General features: G+C 66.5%; 17 protein-coding genes. 13 read left to right on the top strand and 4 right to left on the bottom strand.

Annotation, left to right across the window (positions count from 1 at the left end):
• Positions 1-109 precede the first annotated feature (109 nt).
• The 3 genes from DUGA2_RS13940 (at position 110) to DUGA2_RS13930 (ending at position 2,453) form a co-directional block, all read left to right on the top strand.
• A complete protein-coding gene (locus DUGA2_RS13940; protein WP_008448900.1) occupies positions 110-550 on the top strand; it encodes a carboxymuconolactone decarboxylase family protein in 441 nt (146 codons plus the stop codon).
• A 275-nt stretch (positions 551-825) separates the two neighbouring features.
• Positions 826-2,031 (top strand): hypothetical protein, encoded by a 1,206-nt coding sequence (locus DUGA2_RS13935; RefSeq protein ID WP_070267051.1) that lies wholly within the window; start codon positions 826-828, stop codon positions 2,029-2,031.
• A gap of 11 nt (positions 2,032-2,042) precedes the next feature.
• Positions 2,043-2,453 carry a hypothetical protein gene (locus DUGA2_RS13930; RefSeq protein WP_070267052.1) on the top strand — a complete coding sequence of 137 codons (411 nt, stop codon included), beginning with the start codon at positions 2,043-2,045 and terminating at the stop codon, positions 2,451-2,453.
• A 51-nt stretch (positions 2,454-2,504) separates the two neighbouring features.
• Here DUGA2_RS13930 and DUGA2_RS13925 read toward each other — a convergent pair whose 3' ends face one another.
• Positions 2,505-3,248, bottom strand: coding sequence for an SDR family oxidoreductase (locus DUGA2_RS13925; RefSeq protein WP_070267108.1), 744 nt, complete (start codon positions 3,246-3,248; stop codon positions 2,505-2,507).
• 117 nt (positions 3,249-3,365) lie between these two features.
• Between DUGA2_RS13925 and DUGA2_RS13920 the strand changes: the two genes are divergently transcribed.
• Positions 3,366-4,265 carry a LysR family transcriptional regulator gene (locus DUGA2_RS13920; protein ID WP_070267053.1) on the top strand — a complete coding sequence of 300 codons (900 nt, stop codon included), beginning with the start codon at positions 3,366-3,368 and terminating at the stop codon, positions 4,263-4,265.
• On the opposite strand, the gene DUGA2_RS13915 is transcribed toward DUGA2_RS13920, so the two are convergent.
• Positions 4,262-5,608, bottom strand: coding sequence for an MATE family efflux transporter (locus tag DUGA2_RS13915; RefSeq protein ID WP_070267054.1), 1,347 nt, complete (start codon positions 5,606-5,608; stop codon positions 4,262-4,264). The two genes, DUGA2_RS13920 and DUGA2_RS13915, sit on opposite strands and share 4 nt — an antisense overlap.
• 181 nt (positions 5,609-5,789) lie before the next feature.
• Here DUGA2_RS13915 and DUGA2_RS13910 point away from each other — a divergent pair, with 181 nt between their 5' ends.
• The 4 genes from DUGA2_RS13910 to DUGA2_RS13895 all read left to right on the top strand — a co-directional run bounded on the left by DUGA2_RS13910 (position 5,790) and on the right by DUGA2_RS13895 (position 14,333).
• Positions 5,790-6,716: an ABC transporter substrate-binding protein gene (locus DUGA2_RS13910; RefSeq protein WP_070267055.1), complete on the top strand. Its 927-nt coding sequence runs from the start codon at positions 5,790-5,792 to the stop codon at positions 6,714-6,716.
• Positions 6,717-6,835: 119 nt separating this feature from the next.
• Positions 6,836-8,005, top strand: a complete 1,170-nt coding sequence (locus DUGA2_RS13905; protein ID WP_070267056.1) for an ABC transporter substrate-binding protein — start codon at positions 6,836-6,838, stop codon at positions 8,003-8,005.
• Positions 8,005-12,153 carry an EAL domain-containing protein gene (locus DUGA2_RS13900; protein WP_070267057.1) on the top strand — a complete coding sequence of 1,383 codons (4,149 nt, stop codon included), beginning with the start codon at positions 8,005-8,007 and terminating at the stop codon, positions 12,151-12,153. Before DUGA2_RS13905 ends, DUGA2_RS13900 begins: the two co-directional genes overlap by 1 nt.
• A gap of 62 nt (positions 12,154-12,215) precedes the next feature.
• Positions 12,216-14,333, top strand: coding sequence for a TonB-dependent siderophore receptor (locus DUGA2_RS13895; protein ID WP_083296183.1), 2,118 nt, complete (start codon positions 12,216-12,218; stop codon positions 14,331-14,333).
• Positions 14,334-14,351: 18 nt separating this feature from the next.
• Here DUGA2_RS13895 and DUGA2_RS13890 read toward each other — a convergent pair whose 3' ends face one another.
• Together DUGA2_RS13890 and DUGA2_RS13885 are read right to left on the bottom strand one after the other, a co-directional pair.
• Positions 14,352-15,218, bottom strand: coding sequence for a type 1 glutamine amidotransferase domain-containing protein (locus DUGA2_RS13890; protein ID WP_070267058.1), 867 nt, complete (start codon positions 15,216-15,218; stop codon positions 14,352-14,354).
• Between the two features lie 54 nt (positions 15,219-15,272).
• Positions 15,273-16,919: a methyl-accepting chemotaxis protein gene (locus tag DUGA2_RS13885; RefSeq protein ID WP_070267059.1), complete on the bottom strand. Its 1,647-nt coding sequence runs from the start codon at positions 16,917-16,919 to the stop codon at positions 15,273-15,275.
• 188 nt (positions 16,920-17,107) lie between these two features.
• Here DUGA2_RS13885 and DUGA2_RS13880 point away from each other — a divergent pair, with 188 nt between their 5' ends.
• The 5 genes from DUGA2_RS13880 to DUGA2_RS13860 all read left to right on the top strand — a co-directional run bounded on the left by DUGA2_RS13880 (position 17,108) and on the right by DUGA2_RS13860 (position 20,462).
• Positions 17,108-17,365 carry a hypothetical protein gene (locus DUGA2_RS13880; protein ID WP_070267060.1) on the top strand — a complete coding sequence of 86 codons (258 nt, stop codon included), beginning with the start codon at positions 17,108-17,110 and terminating at the stop codon, positions 17,363-17,365.
• Between the two features lie 113 nt (positions 17,366-17,478).
• A complete protein-coding gene (locus DUGA2_RS13875) occupies positions 17,479-18,693 on the top strand; it encodes a SpoIIE family protein phosphatase (protein WP_070267061.1) in 1,215 nt (404 codons plus the stop codon).
• A gap of 11 nt (positions 18,694-18,704) precedes the next feature.
• Positions 18,705-19,262 carry a SiaB family protein kinase gene (locus DUGA2_RS13870; protein ID WP_070267062.1) on the top strand — a complete coding sequence of 186 codons (558 nt, stop codon included), beginning with the start codon at positions 18,705-18,707 and terminating at the stop codon, positions 19,260-19,262.
• Between the two features lie 22 nt (positions 19,263-19,284).
• Entirely contained in the window at positions 19,285-19,674 is a 390-nt protein-coding gene (locus DUGA2_RS13865) for a DUF1987 domain-containing protein (RefSeq protein WP_008448922.1), read from the top strand.
• 2 nt (positions 19,675-19,676) lie between these two features.
• Positions 19,677-20,462, top strand: a complete 786-nt coding sequence (locus tag DUGA2_RS13860) for a GGDEF domain-containing protein (protein WP_070267063.1) — start codon at positions 19,677-19,679, stop codon at positions 20,460-20,462.
• Positions 20,463-20,464: the final 2 nt, after the last annotated feature.

Below are 20,464 nucleotides of genomic sequence, written 5' to 3'. Positions count from 1 at the left end.
CGCGCAATGCGCATTGGACTGGTGTTTTCAGTCCGGATTGGCCTCTCCAGGCCCGCGATTGGTCTCCTACAATGGCTTCATTCACCCACCACATTGAAGGAAGACCACCATGAACGCACGCACCGACTTCTACACCGCCTCCCCCGACGCCATGAAAGCCATGATCGCGCTGGAAGTCGCGGTCAATAAACTGGGACTGGAGCCGTCGCTGCTGGAGCTGGTCAAGCTGCGCGCCTCGCAGATCAACGGCTGCGCCTTCTGCATCGACATGCACACCACCGACGCCCGCAAGGCCGGCGAGAGCGACCGCCGCATGCACGGCGTGGCCGCATGGCGCGAAACGCCGTTCTTCAGCGAGCGCGAACAGGCCGCGCTGGCCTGGACCGAGGCGCTGACCCAGCTCTCCACCACCCACGCACCGGACGCCGACTACGAACGGCTGCAAGCCCAGTTCACGCCCAAGGAACAAGTGGACCTGACGCTGGCCATCAACACCATCAATTCCTGGAACCGCCTGGGCGTCGGCTTCCGCAAAATGCCGGCCCTGTAAACACCCCGCGCGCCGGCGCAAATTGTGTCATGGCTGTCTTGGACAAGGCGCGCCGGCCGCCGCCGAATACCCTCTGTAGATCAAGCACATCCTTTAGACAAGCTTGCCGTTTGCATCATATGACACCGCTTCCATCTTGCAATTTGTTGCCTCTGCACAACGCAATTGTGACATTTCTCCACAAAATCGCCCACAAGCCCTGCTCCCCGGGCCACACTAAAAAAGGCGCACACAACAACCTATAACGGCGCCATCAACCAACGGAGGGGTACACGATGAAACAACCCAAGCTTGCAATTACAGCTTTAGCAGTCCTCGGCGCCTTGGCCGCCACCACCGCCCGTGCGCAGGACGGCATGCCGATCACCGTCAGCGGTTTCGGCACCGGCGCCCTGACGATGTCCAACTCCGACCAGGCGGAATTCAACCGCGTCAACCAGGCGTCCGGCGTCACCAAGCACGCACGCCCCGGCGTCGATTCGAATCTCGGCATCCAGGCCACCGCCAAATGGAGCGACACCGTCTCGTTCACCGCGCAAGGCCTGGTCCGCAAGAATGGCAACAACGACCAGTTCGGCGCCGAACTGGCATGGGCTTTCGCCAAGTTCAAGCTCAATGACGATTTCTCGCTGCGCGTGGGCCGCATCGGCCTGCCGGTGTACATGATTTCCGACGTGCGCAACGTCGGCTACGCCAACACCATGCTGCGCCCGCCGAACGAGGTGTATCGCCAGGTCACGGTCGATAACGCCGACGGCGGCGACGTGGTCTACCAGCACAGCTTCGGCGACACCACCGTGACCGCGCAGGCGGCGGTCGGCCGCGCCAAGGTGCGCTCGCCGGGCAATTACTACGTCGACTTCAAGCCTGTGGTCTCGACCCAGCTGCTGGTGGAGAACGGCCCGTTCACCTACCGCATCGGCCGCTCGCAGGCCAGCTTCGGCATCTACGACAACGCCAGCCTCACCGGCCTGGTGGGCACGCTGAACAAAGTCGGCCTGACCTCGGTGGCGAATGAAGTCAAGCTCACCGACATCAAGGGCACCTTCACGTCGGCCGGCATCACGATGGACTACAACAATATCATCGGCCAGGCCGAATACGCGAAGCGCAAGACCGAATCGCGCCTGGTGCCGGACACCAGTTCCTGGTACATCATGATGGGCTACCGCTACGGCAAGTTCGTGCCCTTCATCGTGCACGGCGACGTCAAGCAGGACAGCGTCCGCGACTTCGCGTCGATGCCGACCGCGGGTCCATTGGCGGCGCTGACCGCCGGCACCAACGCGGCCATCAAATCCGGCCTGCAATCGACCACCGGCATCGGCGTGCGCTGGGACTTCTACAAATCGGCCGCGTTCAAGGTGCAGATGGATCGCATCAAAACGCGCGACGGCGCGGGCTACTTCCTCAATCCCAAACCGGGCTTTGCGGGCAGCACCGTCAACGTGTACGCCGCCGCCATCGATTTCGTCTTCTAAGGAGAACCCATATGAAAACGACTATCGGAAAATTGCTGCTGGCGGCAGGCGTATGGCTGGCCGCAGCCCCTGTATTCGCGGCGGAAATCGTCGTCATCGTCAGCCCGAAGAATCCGGCCACGCGCATGTTCAGCGAACAGGCGGCCCAGTTCTTCCTTGGTAAATCGACGCTGTTCACGCCTATCGAGCACACCGACGGCCCGCTGCGCAACGAGTTCTATAAAAAAGTGCTGGACAAGGATTCCACGCAGGTCAAGGCCATCTGGTCCAAGCTGGTATTTACCGGCAAGGCCAGCGCACCGAAGGAGCTGGGCTCCAGCGCCGAGGTGAAGAAAGCCGTGGCGGCCGATCCGCAGGCCATCGGCTACATCGAGAAATCGCAGGTCGACGACACCGTCAAGGTGATCCTCACGGTGCAGTAAGCCGCACCGCTGCCAGCAACAGCGCCGGAATTTCCGGCGCTTTTTTTATCCTCAGATCTGCGCGACGCCGCCGTCGACGAACAGCTCGATGCCGTTCACGAAGCTGCTGTCGGCGGAGGCCAGGAACAGCACGCCCTTGGCGATTTCCGCCGCATCGCCCAGGCGGCCCATCGGCACCAGGCTGGCCAGGTGGCCATACAAACCGTCCACATGCTCGGCCGGCACCAGCCCGGCCAAACCCGGCGTGGCCACCGGGCCAGGGCTGATGACGTTGACGCGGATGCCGCGCGGTTTCAGGTCCAGCAGCCAGGAGCGGGCGAAGTTGCGCACCGCCGCCTTGCTGGCGCTGTAGACGCTGAAGTTCTCCGTGCCCTGCACCGTCGTCGTCGAACCGGACAGTATCACCGAGGCGCCATCCTTCAGCAGCGGCAGCGCCTTCTGCACGGTGAACACGGTGCCGCGCACATTGGCGCCGAAGATGCGGTCGAAATGCTCCTCGGTGATCGCCCCCAGCGGCTGCATGTCGCCGCCGCCGGCGTTGGCGAACAGGATGTCCAGCTGGCCGGAGCGGCGGCCGATTTCCGCACACACGCGGTCCAGGTCCGCCAGATTGGCGCTGTCCGCGCGCACGCCGACGGCACCGTGGCCGATGGCGTCGACCGCGGCGTCGAGCTCCGGCTGGCGGCGGCCGGTAACGTAGACGGTGGCGCCCTGCCGCGCGAACTCCTGCGCCGTCGCCAGGCCGATGCCCGAGGTGCCGCCGGTGATGAGTGCTACTTTGCCTTGAAGTTTCATGATCTGCTCCATAAAGTGAGTTGAGTGCAGCCACTTTAAGGCCATCGCATTATTCGATAAAGTAGCTATAAATGAATGCTTTATTCCCCTGTATGTATAATCGAAGCAGGAGGAATCATGGATCAGCTACTGGCAATGCGCACCTTCGCCCGCGTGGTGGAGGCGGGAACCTTTACCAAGGCGGCCGATTCGCTGCAAATGCCCAAGGCCACGGTGACGAAGCTGGTGCAGTCGCTGGAGGCGCACCTGGGCGTGCGCCTGCTGCAGCGGACCACGCGCCATGTCGCCGTCACGGAAGACGGCGCCCTGTACTACGAGAGGGCGACGCGGTTCATCAAGGATCTCGGGGACATCGACAACAGCTTCGGCGCCGCCCACGGCACACCGCGCGGCCACCTGCGCGTGGACACCGGTTCCTCGGTGGCCAGCCGCATCATCGTGCCGGCGCTGCCGGAATTCCTGGAACGCTATCCCGGCATCCAGCTCGACCTGGGCGTCAGCGACCGCCACGTGGACCTCATCAGCGACAACGTCGATTGCGTGATACGGGGCGGCGTCATCACCGACCTGTCGCTGGTGGCGCGGCCGATCGGCAAGGCGGCCTGGATCACCTGCGCCACGCCGGACTACCTGGCGGCGCACGGCACGCCGCGCCATCCGTCCGAGCTGGAAGGCGAACACCGCTTCATCAATTATCTGTCCGCCCGCAGCGGGCGGCCGGTGCCGGCCAGTTTCGCGCGCGCCGGCCAGAAGCTGGAGATACGGCCGCGCCACGCCATCGGCATCAACGAGAGCAATGCCCACTTCGCGGCGGCGCTGGCCGGCTTGGGCGTGATCCAGACCTTCGACTACATCGCCCGCGACCACATCGCCAGCGGCGCGCTGGTGCCCATCCTGAAAAGCTGGCAGCCGGCGCCCTACGCGTTCCACGTGGTCTATCCGCCCAACCGGCACCTGAGCAACCGCGTACGCGTGTTCATCGACTGGATCACCGGGCGCTTCGCGGAACTGGCCTAGCCTTCGACCACGATGACAGGCCGCAGCCGCTTGCGCGAGGCGCGCGCGTGCGGCACCCAGGCGTGGGTCTGCCAGCGGCGCCACATGACCAGGCCGCGTATCCATTCGTCGGCGGCGTAGGCGATCCACACGCCGGGCAAGCCCCAGCCCAGCACCACGCCCAGCAGCCAGCTGCCGCCGGCCAGCACCAGCAGCATCGACAGGGCGCCCGCCATCACGGGAAAGCGCGCGTCGCCGGCGGCGCGCAGCGCGTTGATCACCACCAGGTTGAAGGTGCGGCCCGGCTCCAGCAGCACGGTGATCCACAACAGCGTGGCCCCGGCCGCGATGATCTCCTGGTCCTGCGTGAACCAGCCCAGCAGCCATCGCCCCAGCAGCGCGGCGCAGGCGGCGATCAGCACGCAGACCACCAGTCCGCGCGCCAGCGAACGCCGCACCACGCCATGCGCCTCGCGCAGCCGCCCGGCGCCGATCAGATAGCCGACCACGATTTCCACCGCCAGTCCGGTGGCGATGCTGAACATCATCACGCCGCCCATCAGCTGCAGCACATAGGCCTGCGTCGCCAGCGACCTCGCGCCCAGCTCCGCCGCCGTCGCCACGCTGACCATGAAGGCCAGGCGCCAGGCGATGTTCTCGGCCGCACCGGGCAGGCCGATGTGCAGCACCGCGCCCAGTTCGCGGCGCGGCAGGCGCCACCAGTCGTCGCGCGCCACGCGGATGTGCAGGTGCACGCGCCACATCAGCAGGTGCAGCGCCAGGCCGATGGCGCGGCTGACCGCCAGCGCCACCGCGTAGCCGGGCAGGCCCAGCGCCGGTATCGGCCCCCAGCCGTGCATCAGCGGTATCGCCAGCGCCAGGTGGCTGAGGTGCATGATCGCCAGCACCACCAGCGTGTCGCGCGTGCGCAGGTGGGCGCGCATCACGCTGGCCATCGAGGCGTTCCAGGCGTCGAGCAGCATGGCCGGCGCCAGCGCCTGCAGGAACGGCGCCGCCAGCGGCAGCACTTCGGCCGGCGCGTTCAGCAGGTGCAGCACGCCGTGCGCGCCCAGCAGCGCCATCAGGCCGGTGACGACGCCCAGCCAGGTGCTGGCGCCCACCACCGCGCAGGCCACGCGGTCGGCCGCCGCGCGCTGGCCGCCGCCCAGGTTTTGCGTCACCACCACGCTGACGCCGGCGCCGATGATGCGGAACAGGATGAACAAGGTGGCCGACACCTGGCTGGCGATGGCGAAGGCGCCGCCGGCGGCGTCGGAGATGCGCGAGGCCAGCGCCGTGCCGATCACGCTGGAGGCTATCGCCAGTCCCAGCTCCACGAGCAGGGGCCAGGCGAGGTTGAACATGGGTGGTGTGCGGACCGGGGTTTTGGAGGCAGGCATGGAGCAATGTTAAATAAGTGTTGCCAGAATCTTAGTTTATATCAACTGGAAGCGCTTTCATCCTCTACATTGAAATTATCTATGAAGGTAGAATCGTTAGCAAAGGATACACTTCCGCTGTTCTTACCCAGCCGCGACTATCATTGTGCGATTCACCATTTACGTCGTTGCCCATTTGCTGGTCCTGTTGCTGAGCTTACTCGGCGGGCAGGCCAACGCCCAGACGCTGACGGTGTTGTATCCCGACATCGGCGATCCCTATCGCACGGTGTTTGCCGAAATCCTCCAGGGCATCGAGGAACAATCGAAGGCCAGGCCGCGCGCCATCGCGCTGACGGCCGCCACCGACCTGGGCGAACTGCGCAACCTGCTCAAAAACGGCAAGGTGGTGATCGCCCTCGGCCGCCAGGGCTTGAAGGCGGCCGGCACGCTGGACCCGGCGCAGGCCGTCGTGGTCGGCGGCGTCGGCCCGTCGCCGGACGCCGACCGCCTCAACGGCATCAGCCTCACGCCCGACCCCGCCCTGCTGTTCTCCATGCTGAAAAACCTGCTGCCCGGCATACGCCGCGTGATCGTGGTCTACAACCCGGCCGTCAACGAGACGCAGATCCGCCTGGCCCGCGAGGCCGCCCGAAGCCTGGGGCTGGAGCTGGCCGCGCTGGAGGCGTCCGACCTGGCCGGCGCGGCGCGCGCCTACGAAACCCAGCTGGCCGCCGCCGACGGCCACCGCGACGCGCTGTGGCTGCCGCAGGACAGCACCACCGTCGAGGAAACCACCATCCTGCCGCTGGTGCTGAAGGAGTCGTGGAGCCGCAACGTGCCGGTGTTTTCCAGCAGCGTCTTGCACGTCAAGAAAGGTGTACTGTTCGGCATGTATCCCAACAATGTGCAGCTGGGCCGCGACCTCGCCGCGCTGGCGCTGTCCATGCAAAACGGCGAGCAGCCCAGGCGCGGCGTCACGCCGCTGCGCGCGGTGCGCAGCGCGCTCAATTCCCGCACCGCCAGCCACATCGGCCTCAATCTTGTCTCCAGCCAACAACGGAGCTTCGACGCCGTCTTCCCCGAACCCTAGGGACGAGCCCGCCATAGGCCGATATTATTTCCGAATTGCAAATTCTCAGCTTATACTATGAAAGCATCTTAATAACGTCATTCCTGGCGCCGCAGTAGAAGTGCAGTAAAGATCGTCTGATGAAAAACACAATATTCAATCCACGGCGCTGGAGACGCGCCGCCGCCCTGCTGCTGGCGAGCGTCGCCGGCGCCGCGCAGGCCGGGGGCGGCGTGATTCCGTCCAGCATAGCGCTGGTCAGCGCCGGCGCCGCCCATGGCGGCATGCTGATCGAGCCGGCCGCGCCGCTCGTCTCGCCGCCGCAGTCGCCGCTCCAGTCTTCCCCGCCCATGCCCATGCCGGCGCCGCTGCGCGCCGACGTGCGCCCCGTCACCCTGGCCCAGCTGGAAGACCAGTTGCGCCGCCCCGAATTGCAGGCTTCCATCGGCAAGGGCACCATCGCCGTGGTCTACCCCAACGTCGAGGAACCGTTCCGCTCCGCCTTCATCGCCATGATCCAGGGCATCGAGGAGCGGACCAAGCTCAAGGTCCGCAGCTACCCGGTCGATCCCAGGGTCGATACCGCCGAGCTGAACGCCACGCTCAAGCGCAACGGCACCAAGGTGGTGATCGCGCTGGGCCGCCAGGGCTTGAACGCCACCGCCGGGCTGGACCGCGAGATCGCCGTGCTGGCCGGCGGCGTGCTGCTGCTGTCCGACGCCGAGAACGTGATGGGCATCAGCATGACGCCCGATCCGGCCATGCTGTTCTCGCGCCTGCGCGCGCTGCTGCCGGAACTCAAGCGCGTGATCGTGGTCTACAACCCGCAGAAATCCGAATGGCTGGTCAAGCTGGCGCGCGAGGCCGCCAAGGCCCAGGGGCTGGAGCTGCAAGCCCACGTGGCCGGCGACCTGGCCCGCGCCGCCCAGCTGTATCCGCAGCTGATCGCCGCCGCCGACAACCGCCACGACGCCGTCTGGCTGCCGCACGACAGCACCACCGTCGAGGAAAGCACCATCCTGCCGCTGGTGCTGCGCGAATCGTGGAACAGCGGCGTGCCGCTGTTCTCCAGCAACGTGCTGCACGTGAAGAAAGGCGCGCTGTTCGCCATGGTGCCGGACAACGTCGAGCTGGGCCGCACGCTGGCCGCCTCGGCGCTGGGCGTGATCGCCGGCGACGTCCGCCGCCGCGCGCTGGTGCCGCTGCGCGAGCTGCAGACCGCCATCAATCTCCGCACGGCCAGCCACATCGGTCTCAACCTGGGCGCATTGCAACAGCGCAGTTTCGATTTCGTCTATCCGCAGCCCTGATGATTAACATAGTCCGTAATTTCCTGCGCCGTACCGGTTTCCAGCGCCAGCTCACCGTCATCGTCTCCGGCGCGATTCTCGGGCTGGCCGTGTTCTCCGCGCTGATGAACTCGTGGGAAGCCAATGCCCGCATGCGCGACTATTTCATCGAACAGGGCCAGCGCATCGCCGACAACCTGGCCCGCCAGAGCACGCTGGCGCTGCTGTTCCACTCGTCCGAGAACGCCCGCGAAGTGGTCAACTCCACGCTGTCCTTCCCGGACGTGGCGGCGCTGCAGATCATGGATACCAAGCGCAAGGTGCTGCTGTCCAAGGTGGTCGACGGCGCCAGGCTGGACCAAGCCAACCTGTCGAAGCCGGTGCCAGCCCACGCCGGCCTGGTCGGCGAAACCGCCGACGGCTGGCTGTTCGCCGCGCCGGTCTACGGCGGCCAGAGCGAGGCTTCGCCGTTCGAATTGCAGGAACACCAGCAGCAGCTGCTCGGTTACGTCCACGTGCAGATCGCCAAGAGCACGCTCAAGCAGCTGACCTGGTCGCTATTGCTGGGCAACCTGGCGCTGACCCTGTCCTTCGCCGTGGTGCTGCTGGTGCTGGGCCGCCTGCTGACGCGCCACATGATCAACCCGCTCAACGCGCTGTCGACGCTGATGCGCCGCGCCGAGTCCGGCGAATCGGGCATGCGCGCGGCGCCGGCCGGCCCGCGCGACCTGATCGAGATGGCCCACGCCTTCAACCAGATGATGAACGTGCTGGAGCAGCGCGAGGCCGAACTGAAGGACTCGCGCGACGCCGCCGTCAACATGGCGCAGATGAAGGCGCAGTTCGCCGCCACCGTCAGCCACGAGGTGCGCACGCCGCTCAACGGCGTGGTCGGCATGCTCGACATGCTGAAGGAAACCCGCCTCACCCAGCGCCAGCAGGAGTTCGTCGACGTCGCCTGGAATTCCTCGCGCACGCTGATCGCGCTGATCAACAACATCCTCGACTTCTCCAAGATGGAAGCGGGCAAGCTCAAGCTGGAGGAAACCGAATTCTGCCTCGGCACCCTGCTGTCCGAAGTGACCGAGCTGGTGGCCCGCCCGGCGCAGCAGAAAGGCGTGTCCCTGAACTGGACCATCGCGCCCGACGTGCCGGCCCGCATCGCCGGCGATTCGCTGCGCCTGCGCCAGATCCTCATCAACCTGATCGGCAACGCCATCAAGTTCACCGACCGCGGCGAAGTGGCGATCGCCGTCGCGCTGCTGCCGGGCGCCGCCTTCGGCCTGAGCTTCGAAGTGCGCGACACCGGCATCGGCATGAGCGAAGAAGTGCGCCGCCACCTGTTCGAAGCCTATGTGCAGCCGGACCCGAGCACCACGCGCCGCTACGGCGGCACCGGCCTCGGCCTGGCCATCTGCAAGCAGCTGGTCGAGCTGCTGGGCGGCCGCATCGGCGTCGACAGCGAGGCCGGCCGTGGCACCACCTTCACCTTCTCCATCCTGTGCCGCCCGGCGCTGCAGCAAGTGGCCGGCCCGCCGTTGCCGATGCGTCCGCCAACCGCCGCGCCATCGGCCGCGCCGCTGCCGGTGCCGTCGCTGACGCCGACCTTGAGCCCGGCCGCCGCCGAGCCCGAGCGCCAGTTCCGCGTGCTGGTGGCCGAGGACAACCGCACCAACCAGATGGTGGCCGCCGGCATGCTGGCGATGAACGGCTGCGTCTGCGAATTCGCGGCCGACGGCGTCGAAGCCGTGCGCGCCGCCCAGCGCGAGCGCTTCGACCTGATCCTGATGGATTGCAGCATGCCGGAGATGGACGGCTACGAAGCCACCGCCCACATCCGCCTGGCCGAGCTGGCCATGGGCCGGCGCACGCCGCTGGTGGCGATGACCGCCAACACCCAGGTCGGCGACGCCGAAAAATGCCTGGCCGCCGGCATGGACGATTACCTGGCCAAGCCGATCACGCTGGTCGAGCTGCGCCACAAGCTGGAAAAATGGCTGCCGCACGGCGGCCCGCTCAGCACGCCCACCCCGCAGGCCACGGCGGCCCAGGCCTATGCCGCGGCGCCGCGCGGCGCCGGCATCCCCTGCCCGGTCGACCCGGCCGTGTTCGACAAGCTGCGCGAAGTGCTGGGCGACACGCTGCCGCACGCCGTCACGCCCTACCTGGAAGACACCCCGGCCTGCCTGGACGAACTGGAACAAGCCGTGCAAGCGGGCGACATGCATACCGCCCGCGCCCGCGCCCACGCGCTCAAGGGCTCCTCCGGCAACTTCGGCGCCGAAACGCTGGCCCAGCTGGCGCAGCAGGCCGAACACTTCGCCGCCGAACAGCAGCCCGGGCAGATCGAACCGCTGCTGGCGCCGCTGCGCGCCCACTACGAGGCGCTGGCCGCCTTCCTGCAAGCCGAGATCAGCGACACCGCCCCGGCCGCGCCGCAGACCGGCGACGAGCGCCCGCAGGTGCTGGTGGTCGACGACGACCGCAGCACCCGCAGCACGCTGCGCCACACCCTGCAGCGCGACGGCTTCCGCGTCGAGGAAGCGGCCGACGGCGCGCAAGCGCTGGCCATGCTGGCCCGCTTCCAGCCCGACGTGATCCTGATGGATGCGATGATGCCGGTGATGGACGGCTTCACCGCCTGCGCCCGCATGCAGGAACTGCCCAACGCCGGCGCCGTGCCGGTGCTGATGATCACCGCGCTGCAGGATAATTCCTCGGTCGAGCGCGCGTTCGCCGCCGGCGCCAGCGACTACATCCCGAAACCGATCCACTACGCCGTGCTGTCGCAGCGGGTGCGCCGCATCATCGAGGCCAACCGCGCCGAGAAGCGCATCCGCCACCTGGCCTACAACGACGTGCTGACCAACCTGCCCAACCGCACGCTGTTCTTCGAGCTGCTGGCCGCCAGCATCGAGCAGGCCCGCCACGCCGGCAACGGCCAGCAGGTGGCCGTGCTGTTCATGGACCTGGACCGCTTCAAGTATGTCAACGACAACCTCGGCCACGACGTCGGCGACCGCCTGCTGCAGGCCGTGGCCCAGCGCGTGCGCCACACCGTGCGCGCCGACGACGCCGTGGCCCGCCTCGGCGGCGACGAATTCACCGTCGTCCTCAACGAGCTCGACAGCCCGGCCGCGGCCGCCACCGCCGCCCACAACATCGTGCGCGTGCTGTCGGCGCCCTTCCCCATCGACGGCCACGACATCTTCGTCACCGCCAGCGTCGGCATCGCCATGTATCCGCACGACGGCGCCGACGTCGCCACGCTGGTCAAGCACGCCGACAGCGCCATGTACCGCGCCAAGCGCACCAACTCCGGCTTCCAGTTCTACGAAGCATCGATGGAGCATTCGATCTCCGAGCACGTGCGGCTGGAGAGCGACCTGCGCCGCGCCATGGAGCAGCAGCACCAGCTGGAAGTGTACTACCAGCCGCAAGCCTGCCTGGCCAGCGGCAAGATCATCGGCATGGAGGCGCTGGTGCGCTGGCGCCATCCGACCCGCGGCATGATCGCGCCGGTCGACTTCATCCCGCTGGCCGAGGAAACCGGCCTGATCAACCCGCTCGGCGACTGGGTGCTGCGCACCGCCTGCGCCCAGCTGCAGCAGTTCATCTGCGCCGGCCTGCCGCCGATGCGGGTGGCGGTCAACCTGTCGGTGCGCCAGTTGCTGCAAAAGGATTTCACCGCCTCGGTCGAAGCCGTGCTGGCCGACACCGGCCTGCCGCCCGACCTGCTGGAGCTGGAGATCACCGAGAGCACGCTGATGGAAAACGCCCAGGACACGCTGGCCGCGCTGCACCGCCTGCACTCGCTGGGCGTGCGCCTGTCCATCGACGACTTCGGCACCGGCTACTCCTCGCTGTCCTACCTGAAGCGCTTCCCGGTCGACATCATCAAGATCGACCGCTCCTTCGTGCGCGACGTGCCGCAGGACGCCGACGATGCCGCCATCGTCAGCGCCATCATCGCGCTGGCCCACAGCCTGCGCCTGGAGGTGGTGGCCGAGGGCGTGGAGACCGAGGCCCAGCTGCAGTTCCTCAAGGGCCGCGAGTGCGACCTGCTGCAGGGCTTCTACCTGAGTCCGGCCGTGCCGGCGGACCAATTCGCCGAACTGGTGCGTCGCCATATCGACACGCCTACAACAGTCGCCGCGCGAATTTGTTGATTTTTACACATAAGCAACAACCGGCAGGCTAGAATCAAAAAAACGTAACAGGAGATAGCATTTTGAAAGCGTTGAGCGCCCACCGGCTGTACCTGACCGCGGCACTCACCCTACCGCTGGTCGCAGTCCACGGCATGGCCCATGCCGACCCCGTGACTGAGGAAGACGAACTGGCGCTGGTCTACGGCACCAGCGACAGCGTCAGCATCGCCACCGGCAATCTGCAAGCGCTGCGCCGCGCCCCGGCCGTGGCCTCCGTCATCACCGCGGCCGACATCGCCGCCATGGGCGCCACCGACCTCGATCAAGTGCTGGAGACCGTCCCCGGCGTGCACGTCAACCGCACGCCGAACAGCAACTCGCCGCTGTACGTGGTGCGCGGCATCGTCAGCGCCTACACGCCGCAAATCCTGATGCTGCAAAACGGCGTGCCGATCACCACCGCCTACGTCGGCAACAAGGGCAATATCTGGGGCGGCTATCCGGTCGAACACATCGCCCGCATCGAGATCATCCGCGGCCCCGGCTCGGCGCTGTACGGTTCCGACGCCTTCTCCGGCGTCATCAACATCATCACCAAGGGCCCGGGCGAAGCCCAGGGCAGCGAGTTCGGCGCCCGCGCCGGCTCCTTCGGCAGCTACGACGGCTGGGTGCAGCACGGCGGCAAGATCGGCCCGGTCGAGGTGGCGGCCTATGTCCGCCTCGGCAAGACCGACGGCACCGACGCCATCATCGACGCCGACGCCCAGACCCGCAACGACACGCTGTTCAAGACCCACGCCAGCCTGGCGCCCGGCTCGCTCAACAACCAGCTCAAGGCGATCGACGCCAACCTCGACCTGATCTACGGCCAGTGGCGCGGCCGCTTCGGCTACAAGAAGCGCTATGACATGGGCACCGGCGCCGGCATCGCCTCGGCGCTGGACCCGGTGGGCCGCCAGCGCGGCGAACGCATCACCGGCAGCCTGGCCTGGGCCGACCCGCAGTTCACGCGCGACTGGGGCCTGGGCGCCACGCTCAGCAGCCAGCAGTATGCGCAGGAAGTCAGCACCATCTACCAGCTGCTGCCGCCCGGCCTAACCTTCCCGACCGGCGCCTTCCCGAACGGCATGCTGGGCGCGCCGGAGACTTTCGAACGGACCTACCGGCTGTCCGGCTTTGCCGACTACAGCGGCTTCAACAATCATCACGTGCGCATCGGCGCCGGCCACGACGACATCGAGCTGTACCGCACGACCGAGCGCCGCAACTTCAACTATGCGCCCAACGGCACGCCGATCCCGCTGCCTGCGGTGATCGACACGATAGGCACCACGCCCTTCATGCTGCCGCAGCGGCGCAAGGTCGATTACCTGTACCTGCAGGACGAGTGGAACTTCGCCAAGGACTGGAACCTGACGGCCGGCGTGCGCCACGACCATTACTCGGACTTCGGCGGCACCACCAATCCGCGCCTGGCGCTGGTGTGGGACGCCAGCTTCGACCTGACCGCCAAGCTGCTGTACGGCCGCGCCTTCCGCGCCCCGGCCTTCCTGGAAAGCTACGGCATCAGCAATCCGGTCGCGCTCGGCAATCCGAACCTGAAGCCGGAACGCAACGCCACCACCGAACTGTCGTTCGCCTGGCAGGCCCGCACCGACGCCACCGTCAACCTGACCTTCTATCGCTACGATATGAAGAACATCATCCGCACCGTGGCCAACCCCATCCCCGGCACCGGCGCCACCTACGCCAACACCGGCGACCAGAAGGGGCGCGGCGTCGAGCTCGAATCGAACTGGACGGTGACACGCGACCTGCGCCTGTCCGGCAACTACGCCTGGCAGCGTTCGACCGACCAGGCCACGCATGCGGACGCCGGCTACGCGCCGCGCCACCACGCCTTCGGCCGCGCCGACTGGACCTTTGCCAGCGGCTACCAGGCCGGTTCGCAGCTGAACTGGGTGGCCGGCCGCCAGCGCGCCTTCGGCGATGCACGTCCGGTGATCGCCGACTACACCACCATCGACTTCACGCTGGCGACCCGCAACGGCCGCAACCAATGGAACTTCGCGCTGGCGCTGCGCAACGCCTTCAACGCCGACGTGCGCGAGCCCAGCCCTGCACCCGGCCTGAACCTGCCGCACGACCTGCCGATGGCGCCGCGCGCCCTGTCGCTGCAAGCCTCGTACAAGATGTAAGCGGCTTCCCGAGCATCGCTACGCCGCCAACATGGCGGCGTAGCGGCGCGCGAAGGTGTGCACGTCGCCCGGCCAGCGCGCCGACAGGTAGTTCCCGTCCTGCACCACCCAAGCGGCGCGATCGTCGCCCACACGGTCGCGCACCAGGCCACCCGTCTTGCGGAAATAGTCCGGCGTGCCGGCCGGGACGTCGATAAAGTCCTCAGGCGAGGCCAGCGCGCGCTTGACCTCCTGCTCCACGCTCCAATAGCCTGCCGGCTCGCCTTTGCTTTCGCCGTAGGTGCGGTAATAGCCGGGATCCCAGAAGCGGGCCAGGAAGCGCGTCAGGTCCCACGCGCTGCGTTCCAGCTTCCACGTCAGCGCCGTGGTCTTGCGGCCGTACAGCACCGAACGCTGCGTGCGCGGCGAGATGGAGCGGGCCGCCAGCAGCACGCCGTGGCACACAGCCGCCACCGGCTTGCCGCTGTCGAAAAACTCCGCCACTACGGTTTGCAGAACCTGGTCTTCCAGATAGGGGCGCATGCCCTTGGCGTGACCGCCCGGCAGCAGCAAGGCGTCGTACTGCGCGGCGTGCAGGTCTTCAAAGCGGCGCGGTTGCAGGAAGGCCGGATCCTGCTCCAGCGCGGCGTAGGCCTGGCGGCCGTGATGGTCGGCGCGCAGCATCAGGCCAAACAGGCGCAGCTTGCGCAGGCCGGGCAGCCAGCCCCACGGATCCAGTCCTTCGCCGCTGAGCATCAACGGGTCGGCATGGCCGCGCGTGCCGTCGACGGTGGCGAACGCTATGTGGTGGCCGGCATCGCGCAGGATGCGCCAGCTCAGCGCCACTTCGGTCGGATCGAAGTCGTGCAGCGGTATCGGTATCAGGATGCGGCGACTATGGCTCATGGCGTGAACGCGGAATGGTCGGGCGTTCATTCTACATGCCGCGCACCCCCATCATCATGCCGCCCGGCGCAAGCTGCCTGCGTTGGACGCCGGCGCCGGCGCCGGCAAGGCCATGCGCGGCGCGGCCACCGGGAACTGGTGCACGCTGTGCTTGTCGCCTTCGATCTTGAACGAGCCGACCAGCTGCGCCAGTTCGCGCGCCTGGTCCTGCATCGCGTCAGCCGCGGCAGCGGCTTCCTCCACCAGCGCGGCGTTCTGCTGCGTGACGTCGTCCATGTCGCCGATGGCGGCGTTGACCTGCTCGATGCCGTGCTCCTGCTCGGCGCTGGCGGCGCTGATGGCCGACATGATGCCTGTGACCTTCTCCACGCTCTGCACGATCTCTTCCATCGTCGCACCGGCCGCCTGCGCCAGCTCGCTGCCGCTGGCGATGCGTTCGGCCGATTCGTTGATCAGCTGCTTGATCTCCTTGGCCGCGCTGGCCGAACGCTGCGCCAGGTTGCGCACCTCGGACGCCACCACCGCGAAGCCGCGCCCCTGCTCGCCGGCCCGCGCCGCTTCAACGGCCGCGTTCAACGCCAGGATATTGGTCTGGAAAGCGATGCTGTCAATGACGCTGGTGATGTCGACGATCTTGTGCGCGTAGTCGTTGATGCTGGCCATGGTCTGCACCACCTCCGACACCACCTTGCCGCCCTTGCCCGCCACCGCCGACGCCGACTCGGCCAGGCGGTTGGCCTGGCGCGCATTGCCGCTGTTCTGCTTGACGGCCGACGTCAGCTCCACCATCGCCGACGCCGTCTCCTCCAGCGCGCCGGCCTGATGCTCGGTGCGGCGCGACAAATCCATATTGCCATTGGCGATCTCGCGCGAGGCGGCGTCGATGGCCACCGCGCCATCGCGCACGCGGCCCACGGTGTCGGCCAGGCGGGCCGTCATGTGGCTGAGCGCATTGAACAGCTGGCCGATCTCGTCGCTGCGGCCATGGCGGATCGCCCCATGCAGCTCGCCCGCCGCCACCTGTTCGGCCAGCGCCACCGCCCGCGTCAGCGGACGCACGATGCTGCGCGTCAGCGCCAGCGCCAGTGCCGCGCCCAGCGCCAGCGTCACCAGGCCGAAGCCCGCCAGCAGCGCGCGGCTGCCCTGGAACTGGCTGGCGGACTGCTCGGCCAGTTGCCTGGCCTGCTGCGTCTGGTAAGCCAGCAGCTTGCCCAGCGCGCCGGTATAGGCCTGGAACACCGCCGCCATCTTCGTGTCCAGCAGGTCGCTTACTTCCTGCGTGCGGCCGCCGTCCTTCAGCTTGAACAGTTCGGCGCGCAACGCCATGTAGACGCCCTTCCTGGCCGCCACCGCGCGCAACAATTCCGCCTCCGCGCCCTGCGCCGGCATCGCCGCCAGCTTCGCTTCCATGGCCGTGGCCAGCTTGTCGCCGGCGGTCAGCTGGGCCTGGAAGATGTCGCCCACTTCCAGGCTGTCGCTGCGGGCGATCGACGTGGCGCGCAAACCATTCAGTTCCGTCATACCCAGCAGCTCGGAGGTCAGCAGCTGCTTGGCCAGCTTCTCGCTGACCAGGTTGGAGGCGGTATCGTTGGCCGTTTGCAGGCGCCACAGCGCCACCGCCGACATACATGCCATTAAAAACAACAGTGCGGCGAACGATGCCATCACGCGGACACCGGTATTCAATTGAGGAATTTTCATAACGTTTCTATAAGAGAAGTGCGGTTCGTACAAGATAAAGCCGACTATACGCAACAAATATGACGCCGTTATTACCGTACGGAAACTTATTCTTATATGTTTATTACGAAACAATAGATATTTTTCAAGAGAAACTTTATGGGGGATTCGTATATACTGCTTCGACCCACTCGCCACCTCTGAAAATCGTGAGCCCACTCCTCTCCGCCGACGCCGATCTGCTGCAATCCGAACAAGACGCCCTGCTCGCGCTGAGCAAGCTGTTGCACATCTGGTACAGCGAAGCGGGCTTGCACGGCATGCTGCGCTCGCTCGACGCCACCGTCGCGCAATGCCACGCCATCCGCGAAGAGTTCGCCGCCGAGAGCGCCGACACGCGCCTGGACGCCGAACGCGGCGCCATCAGCCAGCACCTGCGCTTCATGTTGTCATTATGCGCAGACTGATAACATTCTTTTCTTTTGGTTAAGATGTAATAGGCTCGTAACAATTTCCCACTAGCATTACCGGCACTGTAGTCAACTAAAGGTAACTGCCCGTGGAGTTCAACGCCTCTCGTTTGCACCTGCCCCGTTTTCGCCTGTCCGTCGCCGCCGACCTGTGCGTGGAGACGGTCTCGGTGGTGTCCGACACCAGCAACTTCGGCGTGCTGGAACTGTTCACCGAACGCCGTGACCTGATGAGCTTGCCGGTGCTGGAAAGCGACCGCCCTATCGGCCTCATCAGCCGCAACATCTTCATGTCGCAGATGTCCAAGCCCTTCTACCATGAGCTGTACGGCAAGAAGAGCTGCATCGCCTTCATGGACAAGGAACCGCTGATCGTCGATGCCGCCATGAGCATCGAAGAGCTGACCTTCCGCGCCGTCGAATCGGGCGAAAAGGCGCTGGCCGACGGCTTCATCGTCACCCGCGACGGCGGCCTGGCCGGCGTCGGCTTCGGCCTGCAGCTGATGAACGTGGTGGCCAATATGCAGGCCGAGAAAAACCGCCAGATCATGCACAGCATCGACTACGCCAGCGTGATCCAGCGCTCGCTGCTGCGTCCCTCCGACCTGGCGCTGGCCGAAACCCTGCGCGACGCCCACCTCGAATGGCAGCCGCGCGACGTGGTCGGCGGCGATTTCTATCACTTCGCGCGCTACCCGGACGGCTGGTTCGCCGCCATCGCCGACTGCACCGGCCATGGCGTGCCGGGCGCCTTCATGACGCTGATCTCCTCGTCGACCCTGGCGCAGGCCTTGCAGCAACTGGGTCCGCGCGATCCGGCCGCGCTGATCGCCGAAGTCAATCGCGGCGTCAAGAGCATGCTGGGCCAGGTCGACGAGCGCCACAGCCAGCACGGCGCGGCGGCCTCCAACGACGGCATGGACGCCGCCTTCCTGTGGTTCGACTACGCCAGCCGCCAGCTGCATTTCGCCGGTGCCAAGCTGCCGCTGTTCCAGCTCGACCCGGACCAGCAAGCGGTGCAGACGGTGGACGGCGACCGCATGGGCGTGGGCTATGTCGACACGCCGCTGGACTACGCCTGGACCAACAAGACCATCGCCATTCCCGAGCGCAGCCTGCTGTTCCTGACCACCGACGGTTTGATCGACCAGATCGGCGGTCCCAAGGAAATCGCCTACGGCAAGCGCCGCATGCGCGACGTGATGCTGGCCCAGCGCGGCGCCGGCGCGCGCGACGTCAGCGACGCCATGCTGGCCGACTACCAGGCCTGGCAAGGCGAACAGCCGCGCCGCGACGACCTGACCTTTTTCTGTTTCCGCCCATAGGAGCGCCGATTTTGCTGTACGAAGAATTCAACGATTTCTGGGATGTGGCCCGCAAGCGCCACATCATCTTTTTCTACGTGGGCTATTTCTCGCAGCACGTGGTGGCCGCCATTTCCGAAACCATCAAGGCGCGGCTGGACACGGCCGGCGCGGCCGGGCCGACGCGCCGCCGCATCTTCTCGTCCTTCGTCGAGATGTCGCAGAACATCATGCACTACTCGTCGGACACGCTGACCCCGCACGCACAAAGCGACAACCAGATGCGCCGCGGCTCGTTCTGCATCGGCATGAAGGACGACAGCTTCTTCCTGCTGTGCGCCAATCCGGTCGACAGCACCAACGTCGAGCGCATCCGCAGCCGCCTGGAGCCGCTGCACACGATGACCATGGAAGAGATCAAGTCCGCCTACAAGAAGGCGCTGCGCGACGAAACGCCGGCCGACAGCAAGGGCGCGGGCCTGGGCTTCCTGACCATGGCGCGCGACGCCAGCGAGCCGCTGGAGTTCGAGTTCGTGCAGGAAGCGCACGATCCGGGCACCACGGTGTTCTGCATCAAAGCGATCATTTAAAAAAATCAGTACTGGAACAGTTATGGAACCACTCTTTATCAGCGCCTCGCCCACATCGCCGGAAATCGACTTCCGCTTCGACCAGGACACCCTGTCGATCAAGGGCGAGTCCTATCCCGAAAACGCGGCCGCCTTCTACGGCCCGCTGATCGCGCGCGTGCAGGCCTACCTGGACGGCTGCAGCGACGCCAGCATCACCGTCAACGTCTCGCTGGCCTACTTCAACAGCTCCAGCACCAAGATGCTGTTCTCCTTCTTCGATGCGCTGAACAAGGCCGCCATCGCCGGCAACCAGGTGCGCCTGAACTGGTACCACGACGAGGACGACGACACCATCCTCGAATTCGGCCAGGAGCTGCAGGACGATTTCGGCGCGCTGGACTTCCACGACCACCCCGTGAGCGGAAACTGACCATGATGACCATCCCGGGCCGCGAAGAGGCTGACCTGTTTGCGCTGGAAAGCGCGGCGCTGGCCAACGCCCGCGCGGCCCACGCCGACCCGCGCGCCGACGCCCGCGCCGCGCTGGCAGAGATGATCGTCCACTACGAGCGCCTGATGCGCGAGAGCCGCCGCCTGATACGCCGCAGCGACCGCGCCGAACTCGATATGAACCAGATGAACCGCCAGCTGCACGAACTGGCGCTGCAGCTGGAGTACCGCGCCACCCACGATCCGCTGACCGGCGCGCTCAATCGCGCCGCCGTCATCGAGCATGCCTCCGGCTGCCTGGAACGCGGCGACATGGCGCTGATCGTGCTCGATATCGACCACTTCAAATGGGTCAACGACGATTTCGGCCACCCGGCCGGCGACGCCGTCATCAAGACCGTGGTGCTGTGCCTGCAGGCGCTGCTGGGCCCCGAGGTGGCGATAGGCCGCGTCGGCGGCGAGGAATTCTCGGTGGTGTGGCCGACCAGCTCCGTGGAGGAAGCGCAGCGCGTGGCGGCCAGCATCTGCGACGCCATCGCCGACCAGGTGTTCGCCGCGCCGATCAACCGCCAGATCACGGCCAGCGTGGGCATCAGCTGGAACCGCGTGGGCACCAGCTTCGAAACCGCCTACAGCCACGCCGACGAAGCGCTGTACGCCGCCAAGCGCGCCGGCCGCAATTGCGTCAAGCTGTATTCCACACTGCCGCCGCCGCATCCGGCCGCCACGCCGCCCACACCGGAAGACCTGCCGGCGCCCTGCCACTGATA

Source organism: Duganella sp. HH101, assembly GCF_001758795.1.
Taxonomy (GTDB): domain Bacteria; phylum Pseudomonadota; class Gammaproteobacteria; order Burkholderiales; family Burkholderiaceae_D; genus Rugamonas; species Rugamonas rivuli.
The sequence above is the reverse complement of the archived record's forward strand: the minus strand, read 5'-3'. Positions and strand labels throughout refer to the sequence as shown.